The organism is Pandoraea fibrosis, from assembly GCF_000807775.2.
GTDB lineage: Bacteria > Pseudomonadota > Gammaproteobacteria > Burkholderiales > Burkholderiaceae > Pandoraea > Pandoraea fibrosis.
Map to the genome: position 1 here is coordinate 4,765,657 of NZ_CP047385.1, position 16,884 is coordinate 4,782,540.

Genomic DNA, 16,884 nt, shown 5'->3' on the forward strand with positions numbered 1-16,884 from the left:
TGGATATCGGAACTATGACTTACTGATTCGGTAGCGCATCGCCCCTTTCGTCGCCTACCGCGGGATAACCCGTATGCGCGGATCCGATATCCCTCCGCGTTGTGGCCGAGTTTCGACGTCGGACGAATGAAATAGGATTTCGGGCGTGAATTTCACTCCGCCGCGCTACGAATATTGGCGTTCGCCAGAATGAAGCGAGGATGTACTTTCGACCGCACTCCGTCGCCGAAGCCAAGCGATTCGGCGACGGCATCTCCCTTTACCGCTTATCGAGAACGCCCATGCTCCCCAAACTCTTTGCCAAGCGACTGTCTGGCGTCACGTTGATGTTCTCGCTGTTGGCCAGTTCCCTTATCGCCAACGCTGAAACGACCGTCATCGGGATCGCCAATTTTGGCCCTCACCCGGCACTGTCGCGAACCATTTCCGGCTTTAAGGAACAGTTGGCAAAACATGGGTTCATCGAAGGCAAAACCGTCACCTATGCCTACAGCGACGCCAATTTCACGCCCGGCCTCATCCCGCAAACCCTGGCTCAGATCGTCTCGCAGCGGCCCAAGGTGATTCTCACGGTAACAACCCCCGTTGCGCAGGCTGCCGTTCGCAATGTGTCCGATACTCGAATTCCGCTCGTGTTTTCTCAAGTCACCAATCCCGTTGCCGCCGGACTGGTGCCCGATTGGGAGCACGGGAGCGAGCGCATTGTCGGCACGGCAAGCGTGACCGACTACGACGCGGTGCTGACATTCGCGAAGAAGATCTTTCCGCGCGCGAAGTCTTTTGGCGTTCTCTATAACGCAGGGGAAGTCAACGACGTGGCGGCCATCAAGAGCCTGGGGGCCGCTGCGGAAAAGGCCGGCATGAAGATGGTCGCGACCAGCGTCGATACGACAATCGATGTTCCGCAGCGCACCGGCACGATGAAGGGGCTCGACTTCTTCTATGCGATTGGCTCCAATCTCGTGCAGTCTTCGCTTCCCGCCGTTGCCAGCGTGACCGATCGACTCAAAATGCCCATTCTGTCGGCTGAGCACGAACTGATTCGCAAGGGCAACCTCATCGCTGTTGCTTACGCGCCTTCGTATGAATCGCAAGGCGCGCATGCTGCCGATCTCGCGCTGGCACTCATGAATGGCAAGAAGCCGTCGGAACTGGCCGTCTATCGCCCGCAGCCCGGCGACTATCTGGCACTGGTCAATCGAAAAAAGCTTGAGCAACTCGGCTTGGCCGTCCCTCTCGATATGCGGGACTGCAAGTGCTTCGTCGATCCCCAATAATCGGAGAGCCCCTGCGATGAAAAACAGCACGGATGAGCACGTTCGCAAACGGGTTGTGCATGGCGTGACGCTGGGCATTTTGATGCTCGATACCGGCTTCGAGCGGCTGCCCGGCGATATCGGTCACGCATCGACATGGGACTTTCCGGTTCAGTACGCGTTAGTCAAAGGCGTGACCGGGCCACAGGTCATGTCACCGGGCGCCGGTGGCTGTCTCGACAGGTTTGTCGAGGCAGCGCATGATCTTGTGGCGTTGGGCGTGGACGGGATCACAACGAGCTGCGGATTTCTGGCGGCGTACCAGAGTGAGTTGCAGGCGAGATGTCCTGTGCCGATTGCAACGTCGAGCCTGTTACAGATTCCGATGATCTCGAGAGTGCTACCGTTCGGGAAGCGCGTGGGTGTATTAACGGCGAGACGAGAGGCAATGACACCCGCTCACCTGTCGCAGGTAGGCGCACCGCTCGACTTGCCCATCGCGGGCCTGCGTGAGACGTCGCACTTCTTCAATAGCCAACTGCACAATGCCGCGTCGGCAGACCCCTCGCGGAATTTCTCTGACCTGCTTGGCTGTGCCCAGGAACTGCTCGCGGCGCACCCGGATGTGGGCGCGATCGTCAGCGAATGTACGAATTTCTCTCCCTACTCGGCCGCACTCGCCGATACCCTGAAAATTCCGGTGTTCGATATTGTTTCAATGATCGAGTGGTTTCACTACGGCTTACGTCCCAAGCGGTTTCACACGATTCACCATGAGAGGGAGAATCCCTCGCCCCCGACGCCGCCCAAATTTGAGTAGCGCACCGATTTGGCGTCCAATCACGTCGTCGGGAGATTGGACATGAAGAAACATGTCGCCGGAGCTCAGGTCGTTGGGTTGCTGCGGGGGGCCGTGTCATCAGGAATCTGACGGCGCACGGCTTGCGTGCCACGTTTCACGATTGAGTCGGAGCCCTCCCTCGCAAGTGGGCGGAGGGATATCGCAACGTCCCCCAGACACAAAATCAAGCAGCGAGCGCTGCGTGGGGTCGCTTCAGCACCTCAAGCACCTCAGGCCCTCTTGCGACCGGGCGACCGACTTGTCTTGCCAATGCCAGAGCGCTGAAAGCGAGTAACACGATTCCGCGGATGAAAAAACGGGGAAAATAATCCCCGAAAAACTTCACACACAAATTTCCCCATGAGAATTACTTCACTTTACTCCCACGAATTTGCAATTAAATTTCTCAATTAATCTACTTAAAAAGCATTCCACAGAATTTGGATTATTTTCACATACCCGATCCGCCTTCTCCTTACTCCCCTCGCAGATCATCTGATTAGCCTCGTCGCCACTCCTACCGTGAACAGAAAAGGCCGCGATTGGGAAAAGACAAATAGCAAGAAAAATCGCTTTTCTCATAAATACCTCACTTAGCAAAGTCTCAGGAAACTTACCCAACGCTAATGAATCATGATGACTCAAAAAATGAGCCATCAATTTCATTATTGGGATCGCAATCTCCCACGCACATAGGAATATTCCGATTCTGCGAGACCGCTATTTAACGGCAACAACGGGGGAGGAGAAAAAGCAGGGGCTGGTACGAGGAGCACTTTGGCAAAGCGGCGCCAGAGGCGAATCGGGTCTCAAGTGGCTTCAGTTGTCGACATAAACGCAACCGCGGCAGCGCGGTCCTGTGCCGCGATGTGCCTTGCCGTTCAGTCCGTTACGGACATTTTTCCTTGGAAGCGTCCACCGATGTTGCGTCCGGCGCCCGAAATTGGTGCGCGGTGACACCTCGTCGAGGTGACAACGCATGAAGCCGTTGGAACAGATCAAAGCCGAGTTGAAAAATGCATACGACTCACCTCATGGGAATGATGTCGCGGGATCCGCAACGACGCGCCGTGTTTTTGCCGCCCCAATCCGTCTAGCAATTGCATGCGCAGCTGGGCTGGCAGCGTCGAACTTTCGATCAAGTCGATAAATGCGCTAACGGTATCTGTATGTCCACTCATGGATGCGTGACGCATGCCCGATATACCTTCCCTGTCCATCGCAGCCAGAAGATCGAATTGCTGCTCATTGGAGAGACCCGAAGTCAGAACGGACTCAACATACACCCTTACAACGTTAGTGTGCCCGCACCGAAATGCTTCAATAACACTCGGCTCTCCGTCAGGGTCTTTTGCCGCTAGCAACGCACATCGCTGCTCACCTGACAAGCGCGAAGTTGCAATCAGCTTCATGTATGCACGTATTGCATCTGCATGGCCGCATCTGAATGCAGCCCATACACCCGGTGCACCGTCAGGCCTATGTGCTGCCATCAGCGTCAACTTCTGCGTGGAGGAAAGGTCAGAGCCGAGGACCAGGCCCGCATATGCCCGAACTGTTTCAGCGTGACCCTTCTGAAGCGCCATACATATCCCTGGCAAGCCATTCGCGGCCGTACCCGCGAGCAGGCTCACCTTCAGCTCGTCCGACAATTGAGATTTCAAGATCGACTCCACATAGGTATGCACAGTGGCGACATATCCGCCCTGGAGTGCCAAGTGGAGACCGCTGGTTCCCTCCGAATCTTTAGCGGAGAGTCGCTCAGAGCATTGCTCCGGAGACAAACCCGACGCAAAAATCTGGGAAATCGCCGTACCCAATTCACCGGACAAATTTGCGAAGCACAGTTGGTTTAGCGTAATGGCCGAGGGGGTCCCCTCCGGCATACAACGCAGGCGGCTGGCGCCATGAGTCGCTGGCTCTCCTAAAAACAGCGTGGAGCCATCATGAGGCAGGTCGTATTCCTTCATGTCAAACGGGGAGAGAAAGTCCTCCGCTCTCAATGCCAGAATCTCGCCAAGGCCGTCACGATCAATCGAATCCACACGCAACTTGGCACGCAGGTGTGTAACCGTCTGGTTCGGGTCGTAGAACTGAACAATACAATGTCGCCGCGCACCCTCATGCTTGAGTTTTATGCCGAATGCCAGGACATGATTAGGTGTCACGGCAAGAAGACTCCTGCGGTCTTCAGCGCTGACGACCATTTCACGCACACACTCAGCAAGGACGTTACCCCACCCGCCGTTCTCAACCAGGTATCCATACGCGCCAAGGACTCGCGCCTCGAAATTGCGTTCCGCCAGCGGTGAAACACTCCGGCGGATGGACTCCGGACTCTCGAAATCCCTGTATTCGGTGCGCCCGCGGGTACTCTCGAAGTTTCTCGCCCACACTTGGGCAAGATGGCGGCATTCAATCACACCAGCATGAGATGCCCGCATGCTCACAACACCATTCCAGTTGATCGAGGCATCCCGTTTTTCAGATAAATACGGACGTCGTTTCGGAGTCCGAATTTCTTCGTCCGGCTTTTTTTCCGTGATCGCATAGGCCCGTGAAGCAATAGGGGTCAGCGCCAGTGTTTGCTCGCTGCGCCCAGCAGCACCAACCGAGCGGAGTCCATGTGAAATGCCCGCTCGCAATTGTGCGGCGATGGGCTTGTGACTGGATTCCAGAGATTTGAGCACCGTGTTGGTGGTATTTGAGGGCGACTTGCGCGCACAGGAAACCACCTTTTTCAGCGATGTTTCCGATACCCTGTCCATGCGTCCGTGATTCAACTTACGCTGAACCATGGTGTTGAGATCATCCCAAGGGCGAATGGTCCGACAAAAAAATGAAGGTATTGCGATTTTCATTTAATACACAACAAGGATACAAAACTTACGGCATGGACATTTCCGGCAGCCGCCTGCACAAGGTAACGATGCATTGTGCTAGTCGCGAGATCTCGCCAGCCGACTTGAGAATGACCTTTTCCGCAATGCGAGTCATTGGACTCTTCGCAACCCAACCGATATCTTTTTTTTGATAGATTCGAGCCGGTTTTTGCCGCGAGGGGTCGTCGGGGTACCGTTGTGAGAAAAATAGTTCTTCAGTACGATGTAACTGACATTAAACATCTTGGCTACAGCTGGAAGCCCGCCCTTCGGCCACGCTCCCGTTGAGCGTAGGTGATCGCATTGTAGGAGTATCTCGTCGGTGACCGGCTTTTTGCTGGCCCCATTGATAATGTCGTCGGCAGGCGCTCTCATGTCGCCATTTTCAAGAAAATAGGTTGCGAGGTTTTGACGGCTGACATCGTACTTCCTGGCAAGAACTTTGAGCCCGCCCTGATCCGTGAACCATGTTTTGCCGTGCGCCTCCATCTTTGCGTGTATCGCCTTCACGGCCGCGGAAGTTCGCCTCCACCAAGCGATTTTGTCCGGTGGTGGCATCGACGTATCATCGATTACGCGACTAGCGCCCTGCGGGGCCGAACGCTCTTGCGCTTCGATTGTCGAGGTTTCCGGTGTTGCGAGACCGGATGGTCGGTGACCAGAGTTCGGCAGCATATCCGGCTTATATGAGCCCTCAGTCGAATAACTTTCCCGTTGCGCGACCGATATCCACTTTTCGATCGATTCGAGGCGTTTTTCGCCGCGACCGTGCCTCCGCGTACCATCGGCCATGAAATAGTTGCTCAGTGTGCCGTGCTTGACATTCAACGTCTCGGCTACAGCCTGGATCCCCTCCTCCGGCCACGCTCCCGTCGAATGTAGATGCATGCACTGTAGCAGCTTGTTGTTAGTGATTTGTTCTTTGCTGGGCCCGTCGACGATGTCGTTGCCAAGGGAGCGCAGGTCGCCGTTTTCAAAAAAGTAGTGGTTCAAAACTTCAACCTTGATACCGTACTTCTTGGCGAGACCTTTACGTCCGCCCTGATCCTTAAACCACCCGTTGCCGTGGATCTTCGTCTGGGCGTGTATCGCTTTACGGCCGCGGAAGTTCGCTTCCACCGAGCGATTTTGTCCAGTGGTGGCATCGACGTACCGTCGATTACGCGACTAGCGCCCTGCGGGGCCGAACGCTCTTGCGCTTCGATTGTCGAGGTTTCCGGTGCGTCGAGAACAGATGGGCGGTGGCCAGCGTTCAGCAGCGTGCGGCCCCATGGGTATTGGTCCGACGTGGCCCGGCAATCGCGCTCCAGTTCCTCCATCAATTGTGTGATCTCGGGGCGACAGGGACTTGAGTCTGCCGTCGGCTGACCGCCCTGTTCCAGTTCCCACATCAATTGGGCGATCTCGGGGAGCTCGGGGCGACAGGGACTTAAGCCTGCCGTCGGCTGGCAGTCCTGCTCCAGTTCCCGCATCAATTGGGCGATCTCGGGGCGACGGGGACTTGAGTCTGCCGTCGGCTGGCCGCCCTGTTCCAGTTCCCACATCAATTGGGCGATCTCGGGGAGCTCAGGGCACCGCGATTGTAGATCCGACCTCGACGGAATATCGAGCATCTCCACGTCCTGCGGTGCCTGCGGGCCGGCATGCGGGGTATAGACGTGCAACGGTTGCCCAGCCGAATTCGATGGCGCGTAAATGCTCCGGACATCGCAAAGCGCCTGTCGAATCGGATGCGCAGATTCAGAACATGTTGGCCCCTGGTTACAACTCAATGACATGCCGGACGGTCGATTACCACTACACACCGATCGCAGATCGACCATGACAGCCTGCCGCCCACTCAGTGGAAGGTGCGTCGACGGCAACGTCATCATTTGAGGGCTAGGGCGACTTGCTCCGACGGTGGATGTTTGCATCATGGTTTCATGCGAGGGAAATTCAGACTTTGACGCAAGATCGCACAGCTTCCTTTTTTGCAGTTGCAAAAAATGCCCGTCGGATGACGGAGCCTGCCGGATAGGCCTAGGTAGTGCTACCCAGTACACGGAAAAATTTAAGGACGCCCCCACCCGCAAAAGCCTGAGCGTTGCGTTAGTCCCAGCCTCTGGATGTTATCGGGCAAAAGAGGCGACTTTCTTCCCGCCGCGTTCTCTTTCGCGTATTTTCTTCAAAGCATTCTGTACGTCCGATTCAGTCCAAACTACGACATTTCGATTTGGTAGTTTTTCGTTGATCCGTACGCTTCGTTCATCGGAGGAACCCGATAACTCCTCATTCACATATACATGTTCATCGGAGGAATCCGATAACTCCTCATTCGCATATACATGTTTAATAACTTCTGCCTCACATAGCTTGAATGCGTTTCTACATGGAAGCAGGCGTTCATTGTCATTTTTCAGCCAATTTATTCTTGCCTCCATCATTGTTTTGACTTCACTAGAAGCGATTCTGTCTGTAGACAACCCTAGGCGCCTGGCTGCAGCTGCCTGCTCTTTCTCGTAACGCTTCCGGAATAAATAATTTCTAATTTTACCCGGCTCATGCCCGATTTTTATGAATCCATTCTTTAATCGCAAAAAGGCACCGGGGTTGCTATTTTGAGATATTTTCGCGAGGGTCGGCAGGCACGATTCCGCGGCGTCCAAATGTTTCGCATTTTCCTGAATGTTAACATCAATTTTCCTAATATTATTTTTAACGTGACATAGGGCCGCATAGGGAGAGTGATGCCATTCATTTGGTGGCCTCTTATATACCTCCAGGAGGGAATTTGCGTAATTCAAAAGATAAGAAACTTCGTCATTCCGACGATGGCCGCTGATTGAATAAAGGGACATTTCTGTTATTTCTCTTTAAATTTAACATAACACCGAAGCAACCTTGATTACCGCCATTGCGATATCCAAGAAAACTCGAATCTAACGATAACAACTTTAGATGCTTCGCATCTTCATATTTTGATCATCTGACTTATATTCCGTCTCAAACATTCTCAACACTTTCCAAAATTATGCGTTTTCGAGTTCGAGTCTTGCCTTCCAGGAGATCAAATTCGCAAACCATGCCTTGATCGCAGGTCAGCGTTTTATTTTTTCCGGGGCGAACATGATATGTCGTAGGCTGTTCGCACTCAGTGCCAGGCCCCTTGCAGGTTCGATACGATTCAACGGCAATAATCGAATTGCCGCTGTTTTCCACTACATAGTCTTTCCCTTCTTTCCTGACGCTCGTCGCATACCGTTCCTCGGCCGGGCGAACGATGACCATTGCCCCGAACCCGGTGAGCACGTTCAGCCCGGCCGATAGCGAGTCCTGATACGTCTTGATTTCATCGTTATTCAAGACAAAGTCGTCCTTCGCCTTTGGGACCACGGGAACAAAGCGGACGCGATAGTAGCGTTCCGAATCCCGATTTCCGCGATACAGCAATCGCACTGCCTGCATACCGTTCGCTGGAACGATCAGTCTCGCCGGGCTTGCAACCAGGCCTTGCCCATCGGGCTTGCTTAGCAAGGCTGGATCGATGGGAACTTCGACCTGAGTTCCATCGCCTTTGATTTGTATCTCGACCACTTCCACGCGTACAAAAGCTGTTGCATCGCCGGTGTTACGGATTTGTTTGAGGAGCGAGGAATTGCCTCCTCCCAGATAGTCAAACATCGTCCCGATGTTGATGGAGGGGGCGGCCGCATTCGCGCAGACGGGCATCCCGAGAAGTAGTCCAACCAAAGTGGAAATAAGTAGGCGTGCTTTCATTAACAATTGCTCCTTTGATCCGTGGCAAATTCATTGCCCGGAGTGAATGTGTTGGCGTCATCAGGACCGGTGGATAACGCATAGGTACTGGTGAGGGCTACAGCGTCAACATGGATTCGGGCGACGATGGATCACTCCGTGAGCGCATCAAATATGACCGAGATTCGCTCTGCGTATGTGGTTTCCATATTTCTCCCCATCTCGGCAAGCCCGTCGTTGTCGACCCCTATATTGAGAAGGCTCTGCGCATTATTCAGATACCTGTCGACCATCATCTTGACGGGGGTATGTGCCGTGAGAGGGATGCTCGAGAAGGGAAGGCTCGACTCCGTGGTGGCTCCAAGGATCGTCAACCGCAAATCGAGCGGCACTTCAGACGACTTTTCGTTGCGAAGCACGCATCGCCCATCCCGGGCGGGTTGTGTGCCGCAGCGGATGCTCACCTGCAACGGGGAGCCACTGGACAAACCGAAGTCGACATGGCGATCAATTCGGCCTCTGGGTTTTCCCCCGTTAAACCACTGATGCCAGCCCTGTGGGGGGGCGAGATCGACAACGATGAGGCTACTTTGATTGGAGAGGTGAAATGGGTGATTCACGACAAGAACGAATTCCACATCGACCGACTCGCGGCTCACGCGAGCCTGGTCTCCGAAATCGAAGTCCAGTCCGGGCCCCACAAAAAAAGTATGCGAGCCTCGATAGATGCCACTAGGCAAATCCACCGGATAAGGCGGCACCAGTTCGTAACTCAAAGCAAGCGACCCGCTCGGAATTGAAATCTCACCAGCGGAAACGTCGCGCAGCGGCGTTCTGGCGCACCCGCCATTGGAAGGAATTGCCCAGGAAAATGTCATGACATTGGGCGACGTTGGTCTAGGCGCCGGGATGGCTGCGCAACGCCCTGAAAGCGCATGCATGTCACTGCCGAAAATTCCCGCTATGTCGGTCTTGCCGCGGGCAACGTACTGGCCAGCGATGCCGGTCACCCGGAACGTTGCATATGCCACTCGGTTGCTCTTCTCCTCGCGAAGAAGGATCCGCGTTTGAGCATCGGACCACCGAACGAAGAATGCCTCGCGAGATGCCGCACCGGCAGCTATCGGACCATATTCGACTGGACCGACAGGTAAATCGATGGTGTTCATGCCCTGGCACGACCATGCGCCACTACGACATAGTCGGCTCGCCGGGGTAACGTTCACGAAACCGTTACCTTTGACTGCTCGCGTGGACGGTCTGTACTCCGCCGAGATGGTGACGTCAGAGGCGTTGGCAAACAGCGAGTAACCACCAACGCCAATGAGCAGAGCAACGGACGCTACAAACCCTTGAATTGTTCTGCAAAGGTGAGACGTTCGATACCACGCGCGATTCGATCGGTTAGCCATTGTCATGCCCCTGTGACGTTGTTGTACTGAGCGATTCCGCGCACACCAGATCACCGACAATTAGCGAGTCTCCTTCGCGGAGATAGGTATTCGTGTCCAGCGTAAGTTCACACAGTCGCCTCCCCCCTCGCTCCACGGTAATGTGCGGCGTACGCTCGCTTGCCTCAATGGCGAAAAACCCGTCGGCTTCCGTGACGGCTCGCCCCACCTCAGAAGCCACTCGCACGGCGCGCACGGGCGCCCTGTCGTGCGCGACGAGGCGCCCCATGACTGTGACGGTTTTCATCACTCGAACCTTCTGGTAGGCCACGCCGCCCTTGTTGACGTGATAGCTGCTTGTTGCCGGTTGCAGTGACGCGGCAGGGGCCGAGGTTTGGTCGAAGTAATAGTGAACACTGCCTTTTTCGAAAGCACTGACTGGAAAGATATTTCGTCCCCGCGTTATGTCGATGACCGTCCCATTCACATTTCGCGCATGCAGCTTGATGTCGTTGCTCTCGGTTTCGACATCAACAATCATGACGGCCTGACTGGTGGCCAGATTGGATAATCCCGACACGGCGATGGCATCGGGACTGGCCACTACGGTACTGGACATATTGATACCCCCGCCGGCTCCCCCACGGTTGGACGAGCGCGACGCATACGCGTCACCGCGGACGAATTCATGTTGAAATTGTGTTGTGCCGCCTAGCCCGAAACCAAGGCTATCGATAGAGGCATTAGCGCCAACGGATGTGAAGAACCCGCCGTCCAAATCCCGTCGCACACCGATCGATGCGAACTGATTGCCTCTCTCTTTCCCGCCGCTGAGACCCAGGTTGGCGTTGTAGTTGTTGCGATCTTTGCTCAAATAGATGCTAAGCCCCAGCTCCGCCCCCCGATTGCGGGAGTGAGCAAAGGCACTGTTTGGACGATCGAACAGGGAAGCTCGCCAAGTGCAATCCACACCGAATACGGCATGTCGATGCAACAAGGACAGTTCGCCGCCGAATCCCCGGCTTCTTCCCCGACTGAATGTTGCGCGTGATGTCAGGCTGGAAGTTGTGGATAGGCGGTGGCTCCACGTAAGCGCCGTGTCGAGTACGGTTCCCGTCTGCGAACGGTTGTGTTTGCTGGCGTGCTGCCAGCTTCGATTGTGGCTCAGGCTGATGCTGCCGCTGCGATATGGAAAAAGGAGCTGTATATCGCCCCCCATGCCATGTTTGCTCGAACGAAAAACGTTGCCGTAGCAGCGAGCAAGTTCGGAAATCTGCCAATCGATCGAAATGCCAAACACATTGGCGCCGCCCCCGCGCTGCACGGTCGCGCCCAGCACTACTCGTGGCGTCGCCAAATAGTTGAACGCGGCGCCAGCCGAAAGCGCATGCGAAGCGGTGTCGCCTACCAGATCGCGCTCCTGTCCCGCGAACAGCGCATAACGCCATGATTGCGTGGGATCCAGCCAGTTATTCGGCTTGTAAATAAGTTCCTGCTGTGAGGAGACGACTTTTCCGTCCTCCACAATGCGAATCTCGACCTCGTAGATTCCTCCGGGCAGTGAGTACGTGTCTACAACCTGCAGTCCGGGTTGAACGGGTTGGGCAAAAATCAATACGCGATCACGAAGCACTTCGACCACGGAGGGGCGATTGGCAGTGACGTACACCGGGTAGAGGCTGGGTCGCTGACCGTCGATGACGAGCGTATCGGAGGTGCCGTACAAAACGCCAAGTGTTGTTGCAGCCAACCCACCGGGGGTGCGAGGAGTTCGCACACCGGAAGCAAGGTCGGGAACAAAAACACCTGCGCGGAGAAATCGGCCTTCGAATTCCCGCTGCACATACAGGCTGGGGATCGCATAGGCTTGTTGCTCCGAGCGTTTCCCGCCAGTTAATCCTGTCAGCAAGCTCCCCGAAAATCCCCACTGACCGATACTGCCTAACGCATCGACGGAGTAGCGGCCGGTGACGCCTTGCCCATTGCCGCCGACGGCATTCAGGAAGTTGTTCAGGATCAGGCCGTTGCTATGACCTTGCGGGCGAGCATGGTACTTCTGCTTGGCTCCACTTTGCTCCGCTCGGCGGGTCACGATGGACAGTACCGAATCCTGTAGGTTGTAGTGGATGGCAAGCAGATCGCCGCAATTTTCCTCGCATGCCCCCAACGTTCGCGGACCTTTTAACAACCGCATGATTTTCTCTCGGTCGGCATCGCTTAACGTTGTGCCATGCTCCTGGCGCTCCAACTCAATGAGATGAACCTCTCCCTCCCGGCTCAAAGTAATCATTGCGCTTCCCGCAGGGTGGCCGTTGTAATCAACGCTGACCATCAAAGGAACGTCAAAGAAGTGCTCCGCGAAATCCGTCGGGAGATTCTCCGCTTGGGTCAACAACTCCGTGCCGCGTTGCTTCGCATCGATGTTTGCGCGCGCCTCGAACGGGAGAGCCAATCCCAGGGCGACACAAGCTGCCCTACAGAAAACTGCGCAATTCACTTTTGCCACTCAATCCAATATCTCAAGCGAAACGACTCTCACATGCTCGGTCAGTACATCTTCCGAACATGTGCTCCTCCTCCGATCAAGAAGGTCTCGGTAAATTGGCCCGGTCTGATGACGCCGCTGATCCTCTTCTCGTCGCCGGCACAAGCGGCTACGACGCTGTGTACTTCGAGCCTCATGGCAAGCGGAATCACAGCAAGGGCGCTCCTGAGCGGAGAGATCTGAGGACGAATCTTCATCGATGACTTTGTTGCGCTCGTCCAGCCGCTGATCGAGCGCGATGCGCTACACGTTCGACGAACTAACGCCTCGGGGCGTCGGTGCAAACGAGTCGACCTGCGGAAGCCGCATTTGAGGCGCGCCACGCAGATTCACCCCTCGTACCATGTTTCCGTCGCGAAGGGTGCCCCTGCGGAGCCGCCTGACCAAAGGAGATGAGGTTCCCAGGCCAGGCGGCCCGACTGCTGGCGGACTCGGTCGCAGTAAACAAACCTGCTTTCGCTCCGGTGCTCCGCCGTCTACAGCTTGGGCTCGAATGTGATGGTGAGAGCCCCTCGATACTCGCCTGCTCTCAGGGGCTGACTGCCAACGGGGCGAGGAGCCAGCAGGATTCCGGAGATGTAGGTGCCCCCCGGCACCTCTCGGACGTCACCGGTCGCCACGTCCCCCTCAGCATCTGCCACGATGACTTCGAGCTTGGCGTCCGGCATTTCCGTGTGTGTCAGGAGTGGGCCCTTTTCTCCCCAGTTTGGGGAGTCGAACTTCACTCGAATCGCATCACAGTCGGTTTTGAAGCGAAAGTCAAAACTGCGGAGTAGCTGGCGTTTTCCATCCCAGCTTTGCGGGATCCGAAGGGGTACCGGTTCGTGTTCGAAAACGAATGGATCAAGCGAGTCAACTTCAAGCGTGCCTTGCTTCACGGGAATTTCGCCGGCAAGCGCAACGTTCAGATTGGCAGAGGGCGGCGTGGTTTCGGCGCCAGCGGAAAACGCCAACGAGGTGGCCATGGTGGCCAGCGCAATGTGTTTTATCAGCATTACTCAATCGTCGTTTCGAAAACCAGGCGAAGCTGCGCCGCGTATTTTCCCGGGACAGCGCCACTCTCCGTCTTTCCCTCGGCCTTCGAGGAAATCAGGAGTTGGATTTCCTTTCCTTGCTTTGCGTCGACTGCATTGACAATCGAGGTCGACGTGTCGGTCAGCGCCTTGCCATTCACTCGGGGAGCGAGTGCGTAGTAGGCGTCAGCATCCGTTTCGTGAGTCACACGAGGCTCCTGGTTGTCAGCAAGCTTCACACTGACATTGCCAACGTTGCTTTTCACCTTAATTCCCAGAGCGATGTCGCTGAATCTCTTTTGCATGTTATCCCAGGTCAGATTTTGAACCTCCGCCTGATTCCAGTTGACAGGGGTAACTTCAAAACTCGGGACGAAAGGCACGACCGCCTGGAGTTGAATATCAAACGATTTTCGGTTCGTTTGATCGGCGTGAGCGGGACTGGCAAACATCGAAGCGCTGGCGAGCGCAAACATTGCGACTTTTACGGCGGAGTGTTTCATCTTTACTTTCAGAAAAAATACAGGAATTTGGTTGATGCAATTCACTCTTCGCGAATCCGATGGGAGGACACAATCATTATGTTAATGAACGCCCAGCCTGGGCTCGAACACAAGGGTGAAATTGATACCATACTTCCCAGGCAACATCGTCTCGTGGCTATGTCGCCCGATGTTTTTTATGCCGAAATAAAGTTTTTCACCTCGGGCAGCACGGAAATTTGTTAGAACGAACGGCTTTTTCTTGTCGTACAGGATGTCGTCGCTGGTGGGAGTGGATCCGAGCTTTGCTAAAAGATTGCTCGACAGATAGTAGTCAGGGTTCTCGTCATGAAATAGGCGCGTTACTGAGCCCTTGATGAGAGTTGCCTGATTTAGCAACGTAATTCCAACCCTTTCATACGAACTGACAATATCAAACGACAAGAGTTGTTGGATACTGAGGTCTGAAAAAGAGACATTCAGCGGAGCACTCAAATTCACACTGGGCGTGACCCTGAGAAAATCCCGCTCTACAGGGACTTCGCCGGCGAGAGCAACGTTCAGGTTGGCAGAGGGCGGTGTGGTTTCGGCGCCAGCGGAAAACGCCAACGAGGCGGCCATGGTGGCCAGAGCAATGTGTTTTATCAGCATTATTCAATCGTCGTTTCGAAAACCAGGCGAAGCTGCGCCGCGTATTTTCCCGGGACAGCGCCACTCTCCGTCTTTCCCTCGGCCTTCGAGGAAATCAGGAGTTGGATTTCCTTTCCTTGCTTTGCGTCGACTGCATTGACAATCGAGGTCGACGTGTCGGTCAGCGCCTTGCCATTCACTCGGGGAGCGAGCGCGTAGTAGGCATCAGCATCCGTTTCGTGAGTCACACGAGGCTCTTGGTTGTCAGCAAGCTTCACACTGACATTGCCAACGTTGCTTTTCACCTTAATACCCAGAGCGATGTCGCTGAATCTCTTTTGCATGTTATCCCAGGTCAGATTTTGAACCTCCGCCTGATTCCAGTTGACAGGGGTAACCTCAAAACTCGGGACGAAAGGCACGACCGCCTGGAGTTGAATATCAAACGATTTTCGGTTCGTTTGATCGGCGTGAGCCGGACTGGCAAACATCGAAGCGCTGGCGAGCGCAAACATTGCAATTTTTACGACGGATTTTTTCATATTTACTTTCTTAGAAAATAGAATCTTTACATTGATGCAACTCATTTTTCATGAGTCAAATGGAAAGGCGTTGGCAGTGTTTGCGATAGACCCCTATATTATTTAAGCCAGTCGTTCTATATTTTCTTTATTCAATCTTTTGCACCTACCCCCCGCGCAAACGAGCGAAGCGCAACATCTTACGGCCGGAGTCCTGAGGCGATTTTCAGATTTTGATCATTTAGTCGATCAATACGGACATCAAGCGCCTGAACACGCGCTTGTTCTGGCGTGAGGGATTGACTCCGGGACGCGACGCTCTGACGTTCAAGCTGCAGCGGCGCTATCGAGTGGCGTAAAGCGGAATCGGCAACGCACGCAGAGCGAAAACCGCATCGTCGGCATGCGACGTTTCCCCGATTTGAGTCGCGCGGCGATTTGGCGTCCAACCACGCAGTCAGAAGATTGGACATGAAGAAGAGATTCACCGACGAGCAAATCATCGGTTTCCAGCAGGATGCCGAGGCGAAGGTTGCCGGTCATGGAACTATGCCTCGAGCACGGCTTCTCCGAGGCCAGTAACGAAGAAGCTCGGTGCGACAACCCGCCGTCAAGCCGTGGTGTGTGCGATCAACCCTGCTCAGGAAGACACCGAAACACGCGGATTGATCTGAATGATCTTTTCGTGCCACGGGCATCTAAAAATTCACGTCCGCGGTGGTTGCAGTAGTAGTAAAGGAGGAACGGCGATGTTCCGAGTGGCCCGGACGAAAGCAGGCGTTGCGGACTTTGCTCTGTACGATCTGAAGGGCGAAGGCGCGACCGATCGTCTCCGATTCAACCCCTGCCATGCCCCCCATTGCAGAATGGTTTGAATGTGGCACACGCGCACGAGCCGTTTCTGAAGGCCTGTTGCGTCAGATATGCGTTGGCAGCTTACTTTCCCTAAGCCGCATCACCTGCCAGCCAGCGAGCCCCACGCTCCAGTACCAGGTCGATCTCAGGCCCCGTCATCCCAGGCATGTCGAGCTTCACTTCAAAGCCTGCCTGCGTCTGGATATACGCCAGATGCCGATACCCCGAAGGGAATCGGGCCAGTGCCGACTGATCGAAGGCGAGACGCATCGCCGGATCGACAGGATCGACACGATCCTTCTCATAGATCGGCTGGCGCCAGACCATCCCCCATCGACCCGCGCGCTTCTCCAGCAAGTCGTAGAAGCGTCCCGTGCACACGACATCGCACAGCGCACCGTTGACTTCGCCTCTCTGCGAAATGGTCATTTTCGTCTGCACCACGGCGCGATTCCCCTCGAGATCGATCGACGATCCGCCGAGGAAATGCAGAATGCTCACGCCCTTCTTCCAACCTTCTCGGCTGACGTTGATGAACTCACGCGCCGGGCCCTGGAACCAGGTGGCCATCATCACGCCGTCGTCGTGCCAGACGGTTGCGAACCGCTCCCACTCGCCGGCGTCACGCCACACCACCCAGTTCTCGATCAGTTCGCGAATGGCGAATCGATCGGCCAGTTCCTGTTCCCCTGTCATGCCTCGCTCCCTAAGTCATTCCCTGCCAACCCGG

14 protein-coding genes are annotated in these 16,884 nt (G+C 55.1%); 2 read left to right on the forward strand and 12 right to left on the reverse strand.

From position 1 onward, the window contains the following. Nucleotides 1-281: 281 nt before the first annotated feature. Nucleotides 282-1,277 (forward strand): ABC transporter substrate-binding protein, encoded by a 996-nt coding sequence (locus PI93_RS20995; RefSeq protein ID WP_039365168.1) that lies wholly within the window; start codon nucleotides 282-284, stop codon nucleotides 1,275-1,277. Between the two features lie 64 nt (nucleotides 1,278-1,341). Continuing rightward, the gene (locus PI93_RS21000) at nucleotides 1,342-2,076 is read left to right on the forward strand and encodes an aspartate/glutamate racemase family protein (protein ID WP_236105764.1); all 735 of its coding nucleotides are present in this window, start codon (nucleotides 1,342-1,344) and stop codon (nucleotides 2,074-2,076) included. 1,019 nt (nucleotides 2,077-3,095) lie between these two features. Here PI93_RS21000 and PI93_RS21005 read toward each other — a convergent pair. The 12 genes from PI93_RS21005 to PI93_RS21060 form a co-directional block, all read right to left on the reverse strand. Further along, complete coding sequence (locus PI93_RS21005; RefSeq protein WP_080758952.1) at nucleotides 3,096-4,958, reverse strand: ShET2/EspL2 family type III secretion system effector toxin; 1,863 nt, start codon at nucleotides 4,956-4,958, stop codon at nucleotides 3,096-3,098. Between the two features lie 132 nt (nucleotides 4,959-5,090). Continuing rightward, a complete protein-coding gene (locus tag PI93_RS21010) occupies nucleotides 5,091-6,098 on the reverse strand; it encodes a hypothetical protein (protein WP_039365162.1) in 1,008 nt (335 codons plus the stop codon). 992 nt (nucleotides 6,099-7,090) lie between these two features. Continuing rightward, complete coding sequence (locus PI93_RS21015) at nucleotides 7,091-7,819, reverse strand: hypothetical protein (protein ID WP_144400241.1); 729 nt, start codon at nucleotides 7,817-7,819, stop codon at nucleotides 7,091-7,093. Between the two features lie 145 nt (nucleotides 7,820-7,964). After that, nucleotides 7,965-8,738 (reverse strand): fimbrial biogenesis chaperone, encoded by a 774-nt coding sequence (locus tag PI93_RS21020; protein ID WP_039365160.1) that lies wholly within the window; start codon nucleotides 8,736-8,738, stop codon nucleotides 7,965-7,967. A gap of 131 nt (nucleotides 8,739-8,869) precedes the next feature. Further along, nucleotides 8,870-9,886 (reverse strand): hypothetical protein, encoded by a 1,017-nt coding sequence (locus PI93_RS21025; RefSeq protein ID WP_144400239.1) that lies wholly within the window; start codon nucleotides 9,884-9,886, stop codon nucleotides 8,870-8,872. A 235-nt stretch (nucleotides 9,887-10,121) separates the two neighbouring features. Next, nucleotides 10,122-12,614 (reverse strand): CS1-pili formation C-terminal domain-containing protein, encoded by a 2,493-nt coding sequence (locus PI93_RS21030; RefSeq protein ID WP_144400237.1) that lies wholly within the window; start codon nucleotides 12,612-12,614, stop codon nucleotides 10,122-10,124. 515 nt (nucleotides 12,615-13,129) lie between these two features. After that, a complete protein-coding gene (locus tag PI93_RS21035) occupies nucleotides 13,130-13,648 on the reverse strand; it encodes a hypothetical protein (protein ID WP_039365152.1) in 519 nt (172 codons plus the stop codon). Next, complete coding sequence (locus PI93_RS21040) at nucleotides 13,648-14,169, reverse strand: CS1 type fimbrial major subunit (protein WP_039365150.1); 522 nt, start codon at nucleotides 14,167-14,169, stop codon at nucleotides 13,648-13,650. The genes PI93_RS21035 and PI93_RS21040 overlap by 1 nt, the downstream gene beginning before the upstream one ends. 81 nt (nucleotides 14,170-14,250) lie before the next feature. Further along, on the reverse strand, nucleotides 14,251-14,799 hold the full coding sequence (locus PI93_RS21045) for a hypothetical protein (RefSeq protein WP_039365148.1): 549 nt from the start codon (nucleotides 14,797-14,799) through the stop codon (nucleotides 14,251-14,253). Then, nucleotides 14,799-15,320 carry a CS1 type fimbrial major subunit gene (locus PI93_RS21050; protein WP_144400235.1) on the reverse strand — a complete coding sequence of 174 codons (522 nt, stop codon included), beginning with the start codon at nucleotides 15,318-15,320 and terminating at the stop codon, nucleotides 14,799-14,801. The genes PI93_RS21045 and PI93_RS21050 overlap by 1 nt, the downstream gene beginning before the upstream one ends. Before the next feature lie 306 nt (nucleotides 15,321-15,626). Then, nucleotides 15,627-15,842, reverse strand: coding sequence for a hypothetical protein (locus PI93_RS21055; protein WP_158453264.1), 216 nt, complete (start codon nucleotides 15,840-15,842; stop codon nucleotides 15,627-15,629). A gap of 402 nt (nucleotides 15,843-16,244) precedes the next feature. Continuing rightward, nucleotides 16,245-16,850 carry a nuclear transport factor 2 family protein gene (locus tag PI93_RS21060; RefSeq protein ID WP_039365143.1) on the reverse strand — a complete coding sequence of 202 codons (606 nt, stop codon included), beginning with the start codon at nucleotides 16,848-16,850 and terminating at the stop codon, nucleotides 16,245-16,247. Nucleotides 16,851-16,884: the final 34 nt, after the last annotated feature.

Excerpts from the sequence above, each read along its gene's own strand:
- PI93_RS20995 (WP_039365168.1), top strand. The coding sequence starts at position 282 with ATGCTCCCCAAACTCTTTGCCAAGCGACTGTCTGGCGTCACGTTGATG.
- PI93_RS21005 (WP_080758952.1), bottom strand. The coding sequence starts at position 4,958 with ATGAAAATCGCAATACCTTCATTTTTTTGTCGGACCATTCGCCCTTGG.
- PI93_RS21015 (WP_144400241.1), bottom strand. The coding sequence starts at position 7,819 with ATGTCCCTTTATTCAATCAGCGGCCATCGTCGGAATGACGAAGTTTCT.
- PI93_RS21020 (WP_039365160.1), bottom strand. The coding sequence starts at position 8,738 with ATGAAAGCACGCCTACTTATTTCCACTTTGGTTGGACTACTTCTCGGG.
- PI93_RS21025 (WP_144400239.1), bottom strand. The coding sequence starts at position 9,886 with ATGAACACCATCGATTTACCTGTCGGTCCAGTCGAATATGGTCCGATA.
- PI93_RS21035 (WP_039365152.1), bottom strand. The coding sequence starts at position 13,648 with ATGCTGATAAAACACATTGCGCTGGCCACCATGGCCACCTCGTTGGCG.
- PI93_RS21040 (WP_039365150.1), bottom strand. The coding sequence starts at position 14,169 with ATGAAACACTCCGCCGTAAAAGTCGCAATGTTTGCGCTCGCCAGCGCT.
- PI93_RS21045 (WP_039365148.1), bottom strand. The coding sequence starts at position 14,799 with ATGCTGATAAAACACATTGCTCTGGCCACCATGGCCGCCTCGTTGGCG.
- PI93_RS21050 (WP_144400235.1), bottom strand. The coding sequence starts at position 15,320 with ATGAAAAAATCCGTCGTAAAAATTGCAATGTTTGCGCTCGCCAGCGCT.
- PI93_RS21055 (WP_158453264.1), bottom strand. The coding sequence starts at position 15,842 with ATGACCGGCAACCTTCGCCTCGGCATCCTGCTGGAAACCGATGATTTG.
- PI93_RS21060 (WP_039365143.1), bottom strand. The coding sequence starts at position 16,850 with ATGACAGGGGAACAGGAACTGGCCGATCGATTCGCCATTCGCGAACTG.